Raw genomic sequence first — 14,928 nt, forward strand, 5'->3', positions numbered from 1 at the left:
CTTTTTAGTATTCATTTTCTCTTTTTAATCGGAATGTATAAATCTACCTTGCATTTTCCTTCCGGGTCTTCCATTGGGTTATTCATACAAAACTCTAAACAGGGGCGATCATCCGCATCATACTCACTATTTGGCAGCCATTGTCCAAATAAGCTTTGATAGGTAATCGCAAACTTATCTATCGTATCGTAGAACGTGTACAATGCATAAACTCCACCAGATAATTTTTTAAATTGAACCTCACTCTGATCTTCTTTATTGAAATCAATTGGAATCGTTACACAAGCATCATAGCGACAAGCGAATTCATCAACCATACTCGGATCATCTAAAGAAATGCCAATGAAGTACTGATTTGTCGGAAAAAGATTGTTTTGTTCTGCCCACTTTCCTAATTTACTCCAGGCATGATGCGTATCCAAATAACTTCCAATATGTCTGATATACGCAACTTCGTATTCGGGAAGCTCCTTAACAGAAATATTCATTTTCCAAATCCTCCTTAGAAAATCATTTTTGTTACTTTTATAGTAATTAAGAGGATTGGATAACTCTTCCTGAATTTTGCTAATTTGTAATGGGAAATTGCTATTTTCTTTAAATTCCTTCCTTACTTCGCTTGGTGTTTTGCTAAAGTGTCTTTTGAATATGGCGTTAAAGTTAGAGACAGATTCAAAACCACAAAGACTAGCAATTTCGAGAATTGTCTTATTCGTTTCTAACAAATAAACCGCGGATTTATGAAGACGTTTTTGGTTTACAAATGCAATGGGAGTAAGACCAACGATGGAAGTAAATATTCGAGAAAAATGATATTTTGAAAAGCTAGAGATACTGGCTAAATCTTCAAGGCTAATAGGCTGAAAGCTATTTTCTTCAATAAACTGAATAACTTTTCCTATTCTTTTTATATAATCGTCATTCTCCATTTAACCTGATCCTTTCATATTTTCCTAAATGTTCCATATGTAAATTATACATGGTTGAGCAATTTATTTAATAGCCCAAATTTTTAAGGTAAAAGCAAAAAAGCTCTATGCAAATGCATAAGAGCCTCTTTCAAATTTCAAATCGATAAATAAGCTACGCAAAAAAATTCCTGAACTCAAAAATACTTATAACATTCATTAGTAATATGGATAATAAGGGTAATATGGTGGATAGAACGGATAAGGTCTAGGATAAACAAACGGACTCAACAACGCACCTGCCGCAAGCCCTCCTACAAATCCACCGAAAAAAGGGCTGCCAAATCCAAAACCAAAAGGTCTGCCGAATCCAGGTCTGCCAAATCCAAAACCAGGACGGAATCCATAAGGTCTTCTTAAATCATTCATTCCATTTCCTACATGCATAAAAGCCCCTCCTTTTCTATTTATACACCAAATTATGCTTACTGGATGAATTAGGTTTAAGACAAATGCCTAATAAATGAATTGTTTATGATCTAAGTTTTATAATTTATTTGAAAAACAAAGGGCACTCAGAAATAGAAGCAAAAAAAGCTGAAAATCATGAAGTAATTTTTCTTTACTTTATGATTTTCAGCTTATTGAGCAACCTCTTCAAGTTGCTTATAAATAGTTGATACACCTATCCACCAGTTTGGATCCTCTGCATATTTTCGGTTAATCCACTGAAAAGGATCTTCTTCCTTTGGACGATCCTTACTTACATTTACAATTGTGCGTGCGGCAATTCGACTTGATTCCGAAATGTTCGTATTAAAATCTTCCCAACTATGAAATACATTAAAAGGATTATTCGCGATTTTTTCTGCATTCACATGTTCTCTTGATACAAACCCTTGCTCCTGGCCCGTAATAGCAAATAATAATAGCGGGTCAATATTAAATTCACTCGCAGCATTTATAATGGAAGAATAGTAGGGTTCTTCTGCTAAGATTGATTTCCTTCCATTCAGCCATTCTCTTAACTTCTTATCATCAACCTGTTCGTATTGCAGATAGGAAGGCAAGTTATTAGGTATTCTTTGATTAGTAGCTGCTTCTTTATTTTCTGCTGTTTGCCCTTTTGCATAATCAAGAGGTACTTGGGCCGGATTCTCCACAAAAATTATCATAACAAACGCTATGAATATGATTGCAGTTGCGCCAAGGAAAAGCGATCTATATTTTGGCCATATCCCGCTTTTAAATGTGTTTGTAATGGATATTGGCTCGTTTTCATCAATAGAAATAGGATATGTAATTTCCCTTTTTGGGTAGCTATTAAGAAAACCCGCTATGTTTAATTCTGATACATTTATATCTTTATCTACTTTCTTATATACCCATTTCGGCAGTTCTTGTTCTATTTCCTCGCGTGTTGCCAGCCCTATGCTAGATTCAATGATATCATTAGCCGAGATAGACAGTGAATTGGCAGACAGTTTCTTATTCATCAGCTCCATCCGAATCCTTCTTTTCGTTTCCTTCGAAAAATTGGGCAAGGACTGGTCTATCATTCGATGAATCGTTTTTGCTAGTATACTTGCTTTTTCTTTTGAACTTAATGTCTGATATTGAATATTTAGCTGTTCCTTTATCTCTTTAATTCCTTCTTCACTGATAACTTCTATTTTTAATAATTGTTCATTAAATGGAGTCAATTATTTCCACCCCAACTACTTGTTGTAAATCTATAGTACTATATTATCTAGTAAATAAGTTGAACTTCATACTAAATTAGTCTAATAAGTATAAAAATCAGCAATTGATACTCTTTGAAGGTTCCCCTCTTAGCGATCTCTGTGCACAATATAATCCATTAAATGCTTCAAAAAAACAATCTTACGCGGTACCTCTTCCAATGCTTCCATCGCTAGACAGTAATGATCCCACATCGCTTTCTCGGCTCCTTCAAAACCTAGGACCGTTACAAAGGTTGAATTGTTGTTTTCAGCATCTTTCCCCGTATGTTTTCCAAGTAAATTCAGGTTACCTTCAACATCCAGAAGATCATCCTTAATTTGGAACGCGATCCCAGCATGGTAGGCATACTTCTTCAGTGCATCCATCTCTAGTTTGTCTGCTTGGGCGAGAATTGCCGGCATAATGAGTGCAGCCTCAAATCCAATCCCAGTTTTATAAAAGCACATGGTATTTAATTGCTCCAAAGTCAATTGCATTCCTTTAGACTCCAGATCCATCGCCTGTCCCTTACACATATCCTCTGTTGTTTTGGAAGAATAACGAATCAAATTCAGCACCGCTTTTGAATCAAAATGGTCAAGTGATGCTTGTTCCCTCGTTGCCTTTTGTGTTAAAAAGAGTCCTGTTAATTCTGCAATAGCAATGTTATATACTTTATGAAGAGTTTGGCGTCCCCTGCGAACAGATGCATTATCTTGAGATGGCAAATCATCGAAAATTAGGGATGCTGTATGCATATACTCCAAAGATTTTAGAAGCGGCTCCATGGCCGATTGATCTAATCCATATTCATTCACACCCATAACCCATGTCATGATTGGCCGGAGCCGCTTTCCATCTCCCTCTAGGCTATAATTTGCAGCATCAATAATTGAATCGTTCATTAAAGGATTCTTCTCATTTTTTGAAATAAATAAGACGCTGTTAATCTGCTTCCGTCCTTTTTCAATTGTATTAAAAAAATCTTCCTTTTCTATCCGGTCATTATTCAGATTGGTTATCACATGATCTCGAAGCAGTTTATCAAAGAAATCCACATCATCCGCTTTTCGAACCATTTTTTGAATCAACCGATTAAATTCCGAATTTCCTGAAGCAAATATGTCCATTACTTCATCGTATTTTTTTGCTCCCATTCGTTCTTTAAATCTCTTCAATCCATTGATCGCCCGATCCAGTATGACCTCACGGGACTTTTTATCTGAGTGATAGACATGATGAATCAAATTGGAGATAACCGTCCAGTATAATTCAAAAGGATTGATCAGATCTGAGCGCTTATCATGATATTTCATATAATAGGTATACGGTGTTACCGCTCCATCCTCCATATCCTCAAACATATCCGCAAAATCATCTGCCAGCTGGTTGTAGATCCCATAATAAAATGTTCGGTTATCAATTTCCTCATCCTCAGCAGCATTAATTAAGGAACGAACGATCAATCGTGAAGACGAGGACTTTAAAATAACCGGAATATAAAGCTCTTCATTTGTATAATGCCCATTAGAAAGGTCCTTTGCGCGGTCCACTTCCTGAGAATGATAAAAGACATAGGCTTGCTCGAAAAAATATCGTCTTGTCTCCTTTTGCTGCTGGCTCTTCATATACTCAAAGGCATCCTTAAGCTCCCTATGAATATATCTGATTAGTTCTCTATTCTTTCCTGTCCACTCACCCAATTTATGCACTTTCCCTGTGACTAGAGTGTTACGGATCCATTCAGTATATTGTTTCTCCTCTTTCTCAGATAAAATCTTCGCATCCAAAAGATCATCAATGAAGGGATAGGTCAGTCCATAGGAATATCCTAGCCTAATCGCCCGATCAAGTTTCTGTGCACGCGCTTTAGGCGAAACTTGACCATCCATCTCTTCAATCTCATTCATCACCACTCCGGCGATAATTTTAATAATCTTCCGCTGAGCGTGCGTTGCATCCATCCCTTTAGGAATATTAGAGGAAACCTCTTTTAGTTTATTAATCACCCAGATGATGGTGGATTCGATGCCTTCCTTCTGGGCTCTTCTATATAACCACTTCATGCTATAAATCTCATTTGTTGTTCTTGCAGAATCAGTCAGCTGCCTATTTAAACTGTCAACAATAGTTCTTATTCTGGTCTGTGTAGTAGATGAGTGAAGTGATTTTCCCAAGTCCCTCATAAAAATATAAGAGATGCTGCGATCCAGATAATTATTTAATTTGCCAGTGTGCTCAAGCCATTGAATATAACTTTTATACCCAAGAGAATTAGAGTTCCCCTTTTTCCGAGAAAATAAAGAAAGCAACGAATGATAATGAATGTGGTTGTGCTTCCAGGATTGTATATCCTTTGTCAGAGTTGGAACATATGTCTTTTTCTTAACCTGCTCATGAAGTTTCTTAAAATACTGATTGGCTTTCTGCTCCGCTCTTCGGTAGCTAGCATTTGCATTTTTTTGTATCTCCTCATTCATTCGATCCATTCCCTCTATTTAATGATTTCTTAATATATGTATATAAATCCGTTCAAATAACTAGTAATACTCCAAAAATAACATCTTTCTATTGAGATAGCCAAATTATATATGTTTTCATTGAACTACAACAAAGATAGGTACTCACCTATGTTACCTGCTATGAATATCTTAACCTTAAAACGATATGAATGACGGGGGAATTGTGGTGGGATACTTTGTTCCTGTAGAACCAGGTGTAAATTTATTTGTGGAAGATATTAATCAAGAAGGCAGCAAGACAATCGTGTTTATACATGGCTGGCCACTGAGCCATAAACAATTTGAATATCAGTTTAACATTCTTCCAGCACTGGGTTACCGCTGCATTGGAATAGATTGGAGGGGCTTTGGCAAATCGGATAAACCGATAAGCGGATACACTTATAATAGGCTGGCAGATGATATCCGAATGATTGTTAGCACGCTTCAACTTGACAATTTCTCGCTCGTTGGCCATTCTACTGGGGGAGCAATTGCTATTCGTTATATGTCCCGTTACAGCGGGTACGGAGTTTCCAAGCTTGTCCTTATTGACGCTGCAGCTCCGACTGGCTTTACAAAAGAAACAGCAAAAGACCTATTAAAGGAAACATTAAATGACCGTCCTAAAATGATGCAAGGAATAACAGATACCTTTTTCTTTCAATATATAACAAGTTCATTTTCAGACTGGTTTTTCCAGATGGGGTTAGAGGCTGCAGGCTGGTCGACTGCGGCTATTATTAAACTATTAAGAGATGAAAAGCTGGATGCAGATCTTCCAAAAATAGATAAGCCTACCCTAATTATACATGGGATTCATGACAAAGTGATTCCGTTTGCACAAGCACAGGAGCTCGATCAAAAAATAAGGAATTCTCAGCTTGTTCCATTCCAGTACAGCGGTCATGGTCCTTTTTGGGAAGAACGTGACAAGGTAAACCAGCTATTAACCCAATTTATATAGTAAAAATCAAGGCGAGTATCCTTTGGAATCCTCGCCTTCTTTGATCTATTTTTGTAGTTCCTGCAAACTACGATAAAAGATTTTTACTTAGCCACGGTTTAATCAAAGGCAAAACCGTATCGGGCTGCATAGCTTTAGTATGGTCCATGCTGATGCCTTCTATTATTTCGACATCCCATCCTAATTGTTCCAATTCTCGTTTGTTTTTTTTGATTAAACCGACTACATCAACAGATACATTTCCAAAGTTTTCACCATAAGTAATGGTATCCTTTTCTCCTGCAAATGTGAGTCTAGGAATATACAAACGATCTTGGACTTTTTTATCATGAAACTGCACTAAGCTTTTATACATCGTCACAAATTGTTTCGTCTGATCTGGGTTCATTTGTACCTGAATATTGTCCCAATCTATTTCTTCAGGAAGAATTTGTTCAGAATGATCAGCTTCAGAACTATCTTGATTATATAATGCCTGTTCAAAGGTTTTATTCGTGACTGTCATCATTTCTTTATACGGTCCTTCCATTGGCGGAAAGCCACCCATAATTAAACATTCTAGTCTATTTGTTCTAATAGCCAATTGTAATCCAGCTAAAGCCAACCATGAATACCCATAGTATCCAAACTTTTCAACTTTCATTTCATCAGCGATCAATAAAAAGTCTTTTACAATAGTCTCAGGTGTGAGATTATCTCCATTTGGGTGTTCCATTCGATGCCCTTCATAATCAAAGAATAATACTTGAAACGTGTCAGATAATCCTTCAACAAATTTATTACCAAGCTCAGGGTCTACTCCCCATAACTTCAACGTTTCAGCAGCTTGGCCGAAAACGGATTTTTTTGCTATCGACAGCATGATTGTTTTATTGTTTGAGTTCCCCGTTAAGCCGACTTCTATTTCTGAACCGTCGTTTAATTTAACTACTTTGTTCAATACAATCACTCCTCAAGTGTTTATACTAATATCATATAACCTTCATGCAAGCTTTCAGTCTTTCCTTTTTTTCTATTGTTATCATCGTGTTTTATAGTTTTTAAGTTAACGTAACACTTGAAGGTTTTACTTTAATCATAAGGAGTAAAAATATGAAATATACACCGGCGCAAATTGCTAATCAGCTCAATGTTAGTACAACCACTCTAAGGCGATATGAAGAACAAAATCTAATTCCAGATGTACCAAGGACACAAAGCAATCATAGAAACTATCTGCCTATCCATTTCCAAACTTTCATTACGATAAGAGCATTATTGAAAGGGTATGAGATTCCCGTTGTTTATGAAGCAATGAGAAAAATTAAAACTGGTGATATTGGGCAAGCACTCTGGTTAATAAATAACCAGCAATACAAAATTGAAGTAGAAAAACAGCGGGTGGACGAAATACTTTTGATGATAAAAAGCACGGATTTTCCTAAATATAAAAATGTTACATTGACGGATAAAATGAGCATTGGAGAAGTTGCAGAAATGGCTGGGGTTAATACATCTTCTATCAGACATTGGGAAAAGGAAGGATTAATTCATTCAGAAAGAAATAATGAAAATGGCTATCGAGTGTTCACCATTCAAGAATTAAGAAAGATATTAGTCATTAGCAGTTTAAGAAAAACGATCTATTATATTGAACATATGAAAAAACTTTTAGATAACCTAGACACAAAAAATTATACACAACTCGAACAATCCTTTCAGCTTGCAAAAGAAAAATTGAACAGTCAGCTAATGATTCAGTTTGAAGGGATAACTGAATTAATGAAATATGTGGAATTAACAAGAAAGGAGCAGGCAAAGAGAGAATAATTATGCCGGTTACATGCATTGTGTTTGCAAAAAACGATATATTCGCCGTTATCACTAATATATTCGCCGTCCATCAAAGTATATTCGCCGTTAACCTTTTATATTGGACAAACACAAAAAATGAACTTAGTAATAAACTAAGCTCATTTTTGTCACTATTGTGATTGATTTCTCTCACAGCTTGTCCTGCTACACAGTCATTTCCCAGTTGGATAATGCCAACCAGTTCTCTTTTTCTTTATAGTCGGGCATTATTTTCCCTACAAGACGCCAGAAGGAACGGTCGTGATTCAGATGGACCATGTGACACATTTCATGAACAACGACATAGTTAATAACCTCAGGGGGCGCCATTGCTAGCCTCCAATTAAATGTTAATCGGTGTTCAGAGTCACAGGTTCCCCACGTATTTTTACTATCAGAAATACGGATAGATCTTGGTTTTGTTTTAAAGTTTTTTTGATAAGATGAGATACTCTTTTCTACTAATGCCTTACACTTCTGATAATAAAATCGTTTCAATGTTTGTCTGATTTTATCTTCATCTAGCTGCTTAACATATATATTTAGCTTATCTTCTTCAAATACAATATGGTCATTCGAAATATTTATATCTTGGAAGATCTTTATCGGGTAGGTATTTCCTAAAAAAAGAAAGTTCTCGTCATTCTTATAGACCTTTTCCTTCGGCCCATTCAGCATTTCCTTCTTTTCTTTTACTTTTCGCCTAATAAGATCCCAGTTTGCCTCTAATACCTTGATTACTTTTTCATCAGGTGTTCCTTTCGGAGCCTGGACTTCAATATTTCCATATCCATCTATCATGATTCCAATGGAGGTTCGGTTTTTGTACTTTATCTCATAATGGATAGTTGCACCTAAGTAAGTATGTGTCATGTCATCACCTATAGAATCCGTTAATCCATTAACCCCTGTATTTAATAGCTAGACCTTTTAAGAAGTTTCTAGCAAAATTATCTAGGCATACTTTATAATTCTTATGTCCTTCTTTTCTTAATAACGCTCCAAGCTCTCCTTTTGTTACCCTTAATCCTGCATTATCAAAGATTTCCAGCATATCCTCAGTCGTTAGTGCCAGCGCTATTTTGACTTTCTTTAATAAGATATTATTCATATTTGGGCTACGTGTAAAAGACGGTTCTGGTTTATCAGGCTGGCCTGGTTTCGGATCTTGTCTCCCTCTCTTATAAATAATGAGCCCATTTAAAAATGCATCCAACATACTGTTGCTGCATTTTATTTGGCTGTCGCTATCATCCTCAAATTCATCATCAACCTTAGTGAGAATTTTTACTACCTCTGGTACTGTTACCTCCATATCACCAAGTTTAAATATTTCTGCCATTTCTTTATTTTTTATTTCTAACGCATATCGCAAGCGAATTAATATATCGTTATTATCCATCATTCGACCTCCTATTTTTATAAATAGTGCTGTCACCTAAAGCAATCAGCCCTAGTTCAGTCTATCTTATTTCATGCTACTCCTTCAATCTCACATAAGTGATGAAAACCTAGCTCCCTAATAATACTACAATTGAAAATAAATTAAGTATCTGTAATTTTCATTTTAGGTTTACCACACCTCTGATATATTGGACAAACACATAAAAAGTACAATGGCTCAAATACATCCACTGTACTTTATTAATAATCAGATGTTATCTGCTTTTCCTTACTCTAATAAAGCCATCAATGATGTCCCACACTAATGCAAATAAGAATAGAATAAGCAGCCATAATGTTGCTTGTTCCCAAATAATACCTATTGTCTTAAATGCATCGCTGTGTGGAACTAGTTGGCCGCTTTCTACCAATTGAGTCATGAAGTTTGGATTCCAAACGGCCGGTTCAGCAATAACAATGATCAAACCAATAATTGAAATGATATTGACGACAGCTGTAAATAAAACAAGTTGCATCGTCCATCTGCCATAAACCATTTTCAAACATTCTTTTATAATACCAAAACCGAAAATCAGCAGGATAAATAGCAGGTAGTAGCCATAATACTCTTCATTAAAGAATGGAATTACCTCTTTAAACTTTCCATTTTCAAAAAACCATACACCAAAGTACTCACTGGAAAAAACGAAAACCGCAATACATATAATATAGAAAACGATTCCGGTTATCGCTTCTCCTCTTTTTACCCGTCCTTTTGGATGAGGAACTGGTGGTAAATCTGAGGGTTTCCAACTACGCTTTGGTTGCAGCTCTTTCTTCTTAAGATGTGTATTGCCTGCAAATTGAATGACTGCAAAAGCAAACGTCGTCCATCCAAAAGCCATTGGTAATCCAGTTACTAAAGATATAATAAATGAGATAAACGTTTGTAATATAGATGGTGGATCCAAAATGATCCCAATAATAAATGAAACACCCATGACTGCACTTGAAGCAATTAAAGCAATTTTCAACACCATAACATAATGGTCAAATAATTCTGGGCCGATTAAATATCGGTTCGTTCCTCGATATTTATTTGCTAATTTCCGTGGTTCGCCTAGTTCTAATAATACTTCTTCCACATCTTTTTCTGTTACTTTGCCATCTTGTACTCGTTCATCGAGCATATCCTCAATAAGGCTGCGAAGCTCCTTTGCGATGTCCTCTCTCTGAGATTGCGGTAATAATTGAGTAACAGCGTATACATACCGTTCGATCATCTCCATTTTATGATCCCCCTTTGTTTTTAAGCAAATTATCTAAACTATTCACCATATCCTTCCATTCAACAACAAGCTGTTCAAAAACCACCTTCCCACTATCACTCAAAAGGTAATATTTCCGGGGCCTTGTTTCATTTGTATCCCATTCACTTTCCAAAAGACCTTGTTTTTCTAGCCTGCGTAGCAAGGGATACAGCGTTCCTGCTTCCACATGAAAATCCTTTTCTTCTAAAGAGGCTACGAGAGAATATCCATATTGTGGTTCATAAAGCTGACTTAAGACTCCAATTGTTAATGTGCCGCGTCTTAATTCCTGCATTAGCTTATCTAAATGTTCATTTGCTTCACTCATGTCATCAACTCCTGTTTTTATTATACTGTATAACATACACTATTGTGAATCATTTATTATTATTTTTTTCCATATAATAAAGCAACCACATTTTAAAATTGGCATGAATATAGGAGACTGGATTCTCCAGTCTCCTTTTTGTTTACTTAACTATTGGCTGTTTTCGCAAACATTGTTGCAAATTAAATGGGGTTCTTCCCTTAATTCTTAAACTAGTGGAACTTGTGAATGTCCAATATTCGTCGTCGCAATGGATATATTCGCCAAACATTCGAGTATATTGGCCGTCAGCTTCGATATATTCGCCGCTAATACAAATATATTCGCCATTATCGTCGATATATTGAACAAATACTAGATGTCACTTGTTGATAAAATATTCAGTAATTAGTATCATTTATATCTCTCCTCATTTATAGTAACCGTATTGATACAGATAGGAAAAAGACAGCATCCACATTTATTTTTAAATATGCTACATTAAAGTATAAATCGTTAGCAAAAAAGAGGTATCCATCGTGCATTCGCAGTTAACAGCTTATATACCGATATCACGGAACTAAAAAGACTGCAGATGGAGCTAGAGCATCAAGCATACTATGATGACCTAACAAAAGTTTATAATCGTCGTGCCTTTTTCCAGAAATGTGAGCAAGCGTTTGCTGTAGCAAAGAAGGCTTCAGCGCCATTTACGATATTTTGATTGATATTGAGTATTTTAAAAGAGTGAATGATACCTATGGCCATTCTGTTGGTGATCAATTGCTTATACATGCACAGTAAAGGTTTGACAATCACAATTGAAGGAAGACATGCTGTTTGCCCGATATGGCGGAGAAGAGTTTGTTCTTGCACTAAAGGACGGAACAGAAATTGAAGGTGAAGATTTAGCTAATCAGATGCGCAAGTCTGTAGAGGCACAGCCTCTGATTACTGATCAGGGCGATATTTCAGTTACTTTAAGTATGGGGGTTGCTGAGGCTACGATAGATGCAGAGGAGACACTTTATCAGCTTTTGAATAAAGCCGATCAGGCTTTGTATTTAGTAAAAAGAAATGGACGAAATCAAGTGCAGGTCTATACAAAAATCTAGAAGCAGGTTAACCCTTATTGGGAACCTGCTTCTTCTTTTTAAAATATCAAACTATTAGATATATTATATGCGCTGAAAATCCCTGTTTTTAAACACCATACACTGTTCCACCCAGCGCTGTACGAGTTCTGGCGCGGAACCAAAATGGATATGTGTATAGCCGGCTACAAGATTATTTAATAAGAAGCCTTCTTGCTTTGTCCCTCTTGACCCAGTTGTAGTATATGCTGAAGTAAATTCCTGAGATGACTCGAAAGTTGAGTAATGAAACTCATGTCCTCTTGCCCGGTCATTCGGTCCAATTAAGTAATTCTTGTCCATTCCCGTTACATCCCGATAACCAAGTGCGGCAAGCTTCGTACGCATCTTCACCCTGCCAGGAATCATGCCAACCATCGGATATTCCTCTCCGCCAACCGTTTCAATCGATTCGGACAAGAACATGAATCCGCCGCATTCTGCTACCGTAGGCATCCCACTTTGGATAGCCTCCCGAACAGATAGGAGGACATCATTTTGCACTGATAAAGCTGCTGCAAATTCCTCCGGAAATCCACCACCAATATATAGACCATGTACATCTGGAGGGACCTGTTCCCCTTTAAGCGGGGAGAAAAAGACGAGCTCCGCTCCATAGTGCTCTAACAGCTCTAAATTTTCGGGGTAGTAGAAATGAAATGCTTCATCCAATGCAACAGCCATTCTTACTTGACTCTCTTGCTTCAGTGTTCCAAACAAAATATGCGGGGATTCCATGGTTTCTGTGCCCATTATTTGATATAGACGATCCAAGTCGAAGTTCTTTTGAATTGTTTCTGAGAGTAAGTCGAAGAAAGGCGTAAGTTCTCCGCGTTCAATGGAAGGAACAAGTCCAAGATGACGCTCTGGCATGCGAAGCCGATCATCCTTTGATAGATAGCCAATAACAGGAATTCCGCATTCTGATTCTACCGCTTTCCGAATTAACTCGTAATGACCCGCACTTCCCACACGGTTCGCCACAACCCCACAAATACTAACAGAGGGGGATAACGTTTGAAAGCCCTTCACTATTGCAGCTGCGCTTCGTGCCATCCCGCCGCAATCAACTACAAGCAGCACTGGGCTATTAGTAATCATGGCAATTTCCGCAGCACTCCCTGTATCAGAAAGCGGGTCCTTCCCATCAAATAACCCCATTACCCCTTCGATAATAGCCACATCCGCTCCTTGACACCCCCGTAAAAAAATCTCCTTTACTGCTAAGGAACTGCACATCCAGCTGTCTAAATTTCGAGATTTTCTACCTGTCACTGCGGTTTGATAAGTCGGATCGATATAATCAGGGCCGCATTTAAACCCTTGCACCGTATAACCCTGCGCTTTATAAGCTGCCATTAGGCCGATAGCTACAGTCGTTTTCCCAACACCACTCCCCGTTCCTGCTACTACAATTCGATTGATGGACATAACCATTCCTCTGCTTTCTGCTCATCATAGGCAGGAAAAAGGTCCGGATGAAGCAAAACACCTAGTTTTTGTATACCGAGTAATAGTCGTGGAGATGGTCTGCAATAAAGGGATTCCTCCATTACAATTATCTTCTCATCCTTGATTGCCTTCATTTCGGGCCAATCGGGCCGTTGTTTAAGCAATCTCGGTTTCATTTGTTTTTCCTTTACACCAACCCACGCCATCAAAATATAATCAGGATTACGCTTGCGTACATCCTCCCAATCCGTCTTAACACTTGCCCGCTCGTTGTCTGCGAATACATTATAACCACCAGCTATATGACTGATTTCCGTTAACCAATTCGTCCCACCCGGAGTGAATACAGGCTTGGGCCACCATTCCCAATATAACCGCGGCCGTTCCTCAACCTTCCGTCCAAACTCCTTATACGTCTCCAACAATCCATTATATTTATGGGATGCTGCCTCCCCAATCGCTTCTTGTCCTGTTGCTTTCCCCACCTCAAGCATATTATCCCCAATATCAGCCAAGCTCTTTGGATTAAGCGTGATAAAAGGCAGTCCCCTCTCCTGGAGGCCCGCGATGTTATTCTCCATGCCAGGCACCGATAATGAAGCAAGAACTAAATCTGGCTGAAGAGCTTCAACAGCAGCCATGTCGATATCTAAATCAGAACCTAGTCGAGGCAAACTATTAATCTGTAAAGGCCAGTCTGAATAGTTATCCACACCTACGATATTTGAAGTCAACCCCATAAATCCGAGAAGCTCGGTATTACTTGGACATAATGATACAATTCTCATCAGAACGGTTCTCCCCTTTCTTTTTTATACGCTTCTTTTTATCACTTTATCTCAAAGCTCTATACCCATAACAGCTGGTATTCCCTCATCATAATAATGCTTTGATACAGTCACGTCTGAAACAAGATCAGCCGCTTCAATGAGCTTTGAATTTGCGTTTCTTCCCGTAAGAACAAGATGCATCCCTTGTGGGCGTTGTGAAATGAGATCAAGTACTTCTTGAAGTGGCAGCACATCGTCAATGGGAAAACTATTGATTGTCAGTGCGTTATTGATTTCATCTAAGATGACAAGATCATGCTCACCTGCCATCACTCGCTCCTTCGTATATGTCCATGCATCTTTAAGTGCAGCACGATGCTCTTCAGGCGTCTTTGTCCAAGTAAATCCAATCCCTTTTTGGATCATTTCAATTCCTAGCTTATCAAAAACAAGTTTCTCCCCATACGTACGCTGGGGAGATTTAATAAATTGAATCATTAGCACTCGTTTCCCCCGACCATATGCCCTTACGGCAAGCCCTATCGATGCCGTAGTTTTTCCTTTGCCATCTCCTGTGTAAACAAGTGTTAATCCTCGTTCCTTACTTGGTTTACTCATACAAATCCCTCCTCTTATCTA

At 37.7% G+C, this 14,928-nt stretch carries 16 protein-coding genes and 1 pseudogene; 4 read left to right on the forward strand and 13 right to left on the reverse strand.

The features are described from left to right. Positions 1–11: 11 nt before the first annotated feature. The 5 genes and pseudogenes from FI644_RS27325 to FI644_RS06245 all read right to left on the reverse strand — a co-directional run bounded on the left by FI644_RS27325 (position 12) and on the right by FI644_RS06245 (position 5,122). Positions 12–488 (reverse strand): AraC family transcriptional regulator, encoded by a 477-nt coding sequence (locus FI644_RS27325; RefSeq protein WP_053479326.1) that lies wholly within the window; start codon positions 486–488, stop codon positions 12–14. A gap of 129 nt (positions 489–617) precedes the next feature. Further along, positions 618–929: pseudogene (locus FI644_RS27330) on the reverse strand (helix-turn-helix transcriptional regulator); the annotation flags it as partial. 198 nt (positions 930–1,127) lie between these two features. After that, positions 1,128–1,355 carry an inner spore coat protein YmaG gene (gene ymaG / locus FI644_RS06235; RefSeq protein ID WP_053479235.1) on the reverse strand — a complete coding sequence of 76 codons (228 nt, stop codon included), beginning with the start codon at positions 1,353–1,355 and terminating at the stop codon, positions 1,128–1,130. A gap of 194 nt (positions 1,356–1,549) precedes the next feature. Further along, entirely contained in the window at positions 1,550–2,611 is a 1,062-nt protein-coding gene (locus tag FI644_RS06240; RefSeq protein ID WP_053479236.1) for a hypothetical protein, read from the reverse strand. A 129-nt stretch (positions 2,612–2,740) separates the two neighbouring features. Next, entirely contained in the window at positions 2,741–5,122 is a 2,382-nt protein-coding gene (locus FI644_RS06245; protein ID WP_181758182.1) for a polyprenyl synthetase family protein, read from the reverse strand. 199 nt (positions 5,123–5,321) lie between these two features. Here FI644_RS06245 and FI644_RS06250 point away from each other — a divergent pair, with 199 nt between their 5' ends. Continuing rightward, positions 5,322–6,101: an alpha/beta fold hydrolase gene (locus FI644_RS06250; RefSeq protein ID WP_053479238.1), complete on the forward strand. Its 780-nt coding sequence runs from the start codon at positions 5,322–5,324 to the stop codon at positions 6,099–6,101. Between the two features lie 67 nt (positions 6,102–6,168). Here the strand turns inward: FI644_RS06250 and FI644_RS06255 are convergent, their stop codons facing one another. Continuing rightward, complete coding sequence (locus FI644_RS06255; RefSeq protein WP_053479239.1) at positions 6,169–7,041, reverse strand: alpha/beta fold hydrolase; 873 nt, start codon at positions 7,039–7,041, stop codon at positions 6,169–6,171. Positions 7,042–7,193: 152 nt separating this feature from the next. On the opposite strand from FI644_RS06255, the gene FI644_RS06260 reads away from it, so the two are divergent. Continuing rightward, positions 7,194–7,910: a MerR family DNA-binding transcriptional regulator gene (locus FI644_RS06260; RefSeq protein ID WP_053479240.1), complete on the forward strand. Its 717-nt coding sequence runs from the start codon at positions 7,194–7,196 to the stop codon at positions 7,908–7,910. A gap of 189 nt (positions 7,911–8,099) precedes the next feature. On the opposite strand, the gene FI644_RS06265 is transcribed toward FI644_RS06260, so the two are convergent. The 4 genes from FI644_RS06265 to FI644_RS06280 all read right to left on the reverse strand — a co-directional run bounded on the left by FI644_RS06265 (position 8,100) and on the right by FI644_RS06280 (position 10,955). Continuing rightward, positions 8,100–8,807, reverse strand: a complete 708-nt coding sequence (locus tag FI644_RS06265; protein WP_053479241.1) for a M48 family metallopeptidase — start codon at positions 8,805–8,807, stop codon at positions 8,100–8,102. 28 nt (positions 8,808–8,835) lie between these two features. Continuing rightward, positions 8,836–9,336, reverse strand: coding sequence for a YehS family protein (locus FI644_RS06270; protein ID WP_053479242.1), 501 nt, complete (start codon positions 9,334–9,336; stop codon positions 8,836–8,838). 256 nt (positions 9,337–9,592) lie between these two features. After that, the gene (locus FI644_RS06275; RefSeq protein ID WP_053479243.1) at positions 9,593–10,606 is read right to left on the reverse strand and encodes an HAAS signaling domain-containing protein; all 1,014 of its coding nucleotides are present in this window, start codon (positions 10,604–10,606) and stop codon (positions 9,593–9,595) included. 1 nt (position 10,607) lies between these two features. Continuing rightward, positions 10,608–10,955 carry a PadR family transcriptional regulator gene (locus FI644_RS06280; RefSeq protein ID WP_053479244.1) on the reverse strand — a complete coding sequence of 116 codons (348 nt, stop codon included), beginning with the start codon at positions 10,953–10,955 and terminating at the stop codon, positions 10,608–10,610. A 726-nt stretch (positions 10,956–11,681) separates the two neighbouring features. On the opposite strand from FI644_RS06280, the gene FI644_RS27115 reads away from it, so the two are divergent. After that, entirely contained in the window at positions 11,682–11,738 is a 57-nt protein-coding gene (locus FI644_RS27115) for a hypothetical protein (protein ID WP_252240183.1), read from the forward strand. A gap of 17 nt (positions 11,739–11,755) precedes the next feature. Further along, complete coding sequence (locus tag FI644_RS06285; protein ID WP_252239658.1) at positions 11,756–12,049, forward strand: GGDEF domain-containing protein; 294 nt, start codon at positions 11,756–11,758, stop codon at positions 12,047–12,049. A gap of 63 nt (positions 12,050–12,112) precedes the next feature. On the opposite strand, the gene FI644_RS06290 is transcribed toward FI644_RS06285, so the two are convergent. The 3 genes from FI644_RS06290 to FI644_RS06300 are packed head-to-tail and all read right to left on the reverse strand — an operon-like array spanning position 12,113 to position 14,907. Then, a complete protein-coding gene (locus FI644_RS06290; protein ID WP_053479246.1) occupies positions 12,113–13,498 on the reverse strand; it encodes a cobyrinic acid a,c-diamide synthase CobB in 1,386 nt (461 codons plus the stop codon). Then, entirely contained in the window at positions 13,477–14,307 is an 831-nt protein-coding gene (locus tag FI644_RS06295) for a cobalamin-binding protein (RefSeq protein ID WP_053479247.1), read from the reverse strand. The genes FI644_RS06290 and FI644_RS06295 overlap by 22 nt, the downstream gene beginning before the upstream one ends. 51 nt (positions 14,308–14,358) lie before the next feature. Then, positions 14,359–14,907, reverse strand: a complete 549-nt coding sequence (locus FI644_RS06300) for a cob(I)yrinic acid a,c-diamide adenosyltransferase (protein WP_053479248.1) — start codon at positions 14,905–14,907, stop codon at positions 14,359–14,361. Positions 14,908–14,928: the final 21 nt, after the last annotated feature.

Source organism: Cytobacillus solani, assembly GCF_006704205.1.
GTDB lineage: Bacteria > Bacillota > Bacilli > Bacillales > Cytobacillaceae > Cytobacillus > Cytobacillus solani.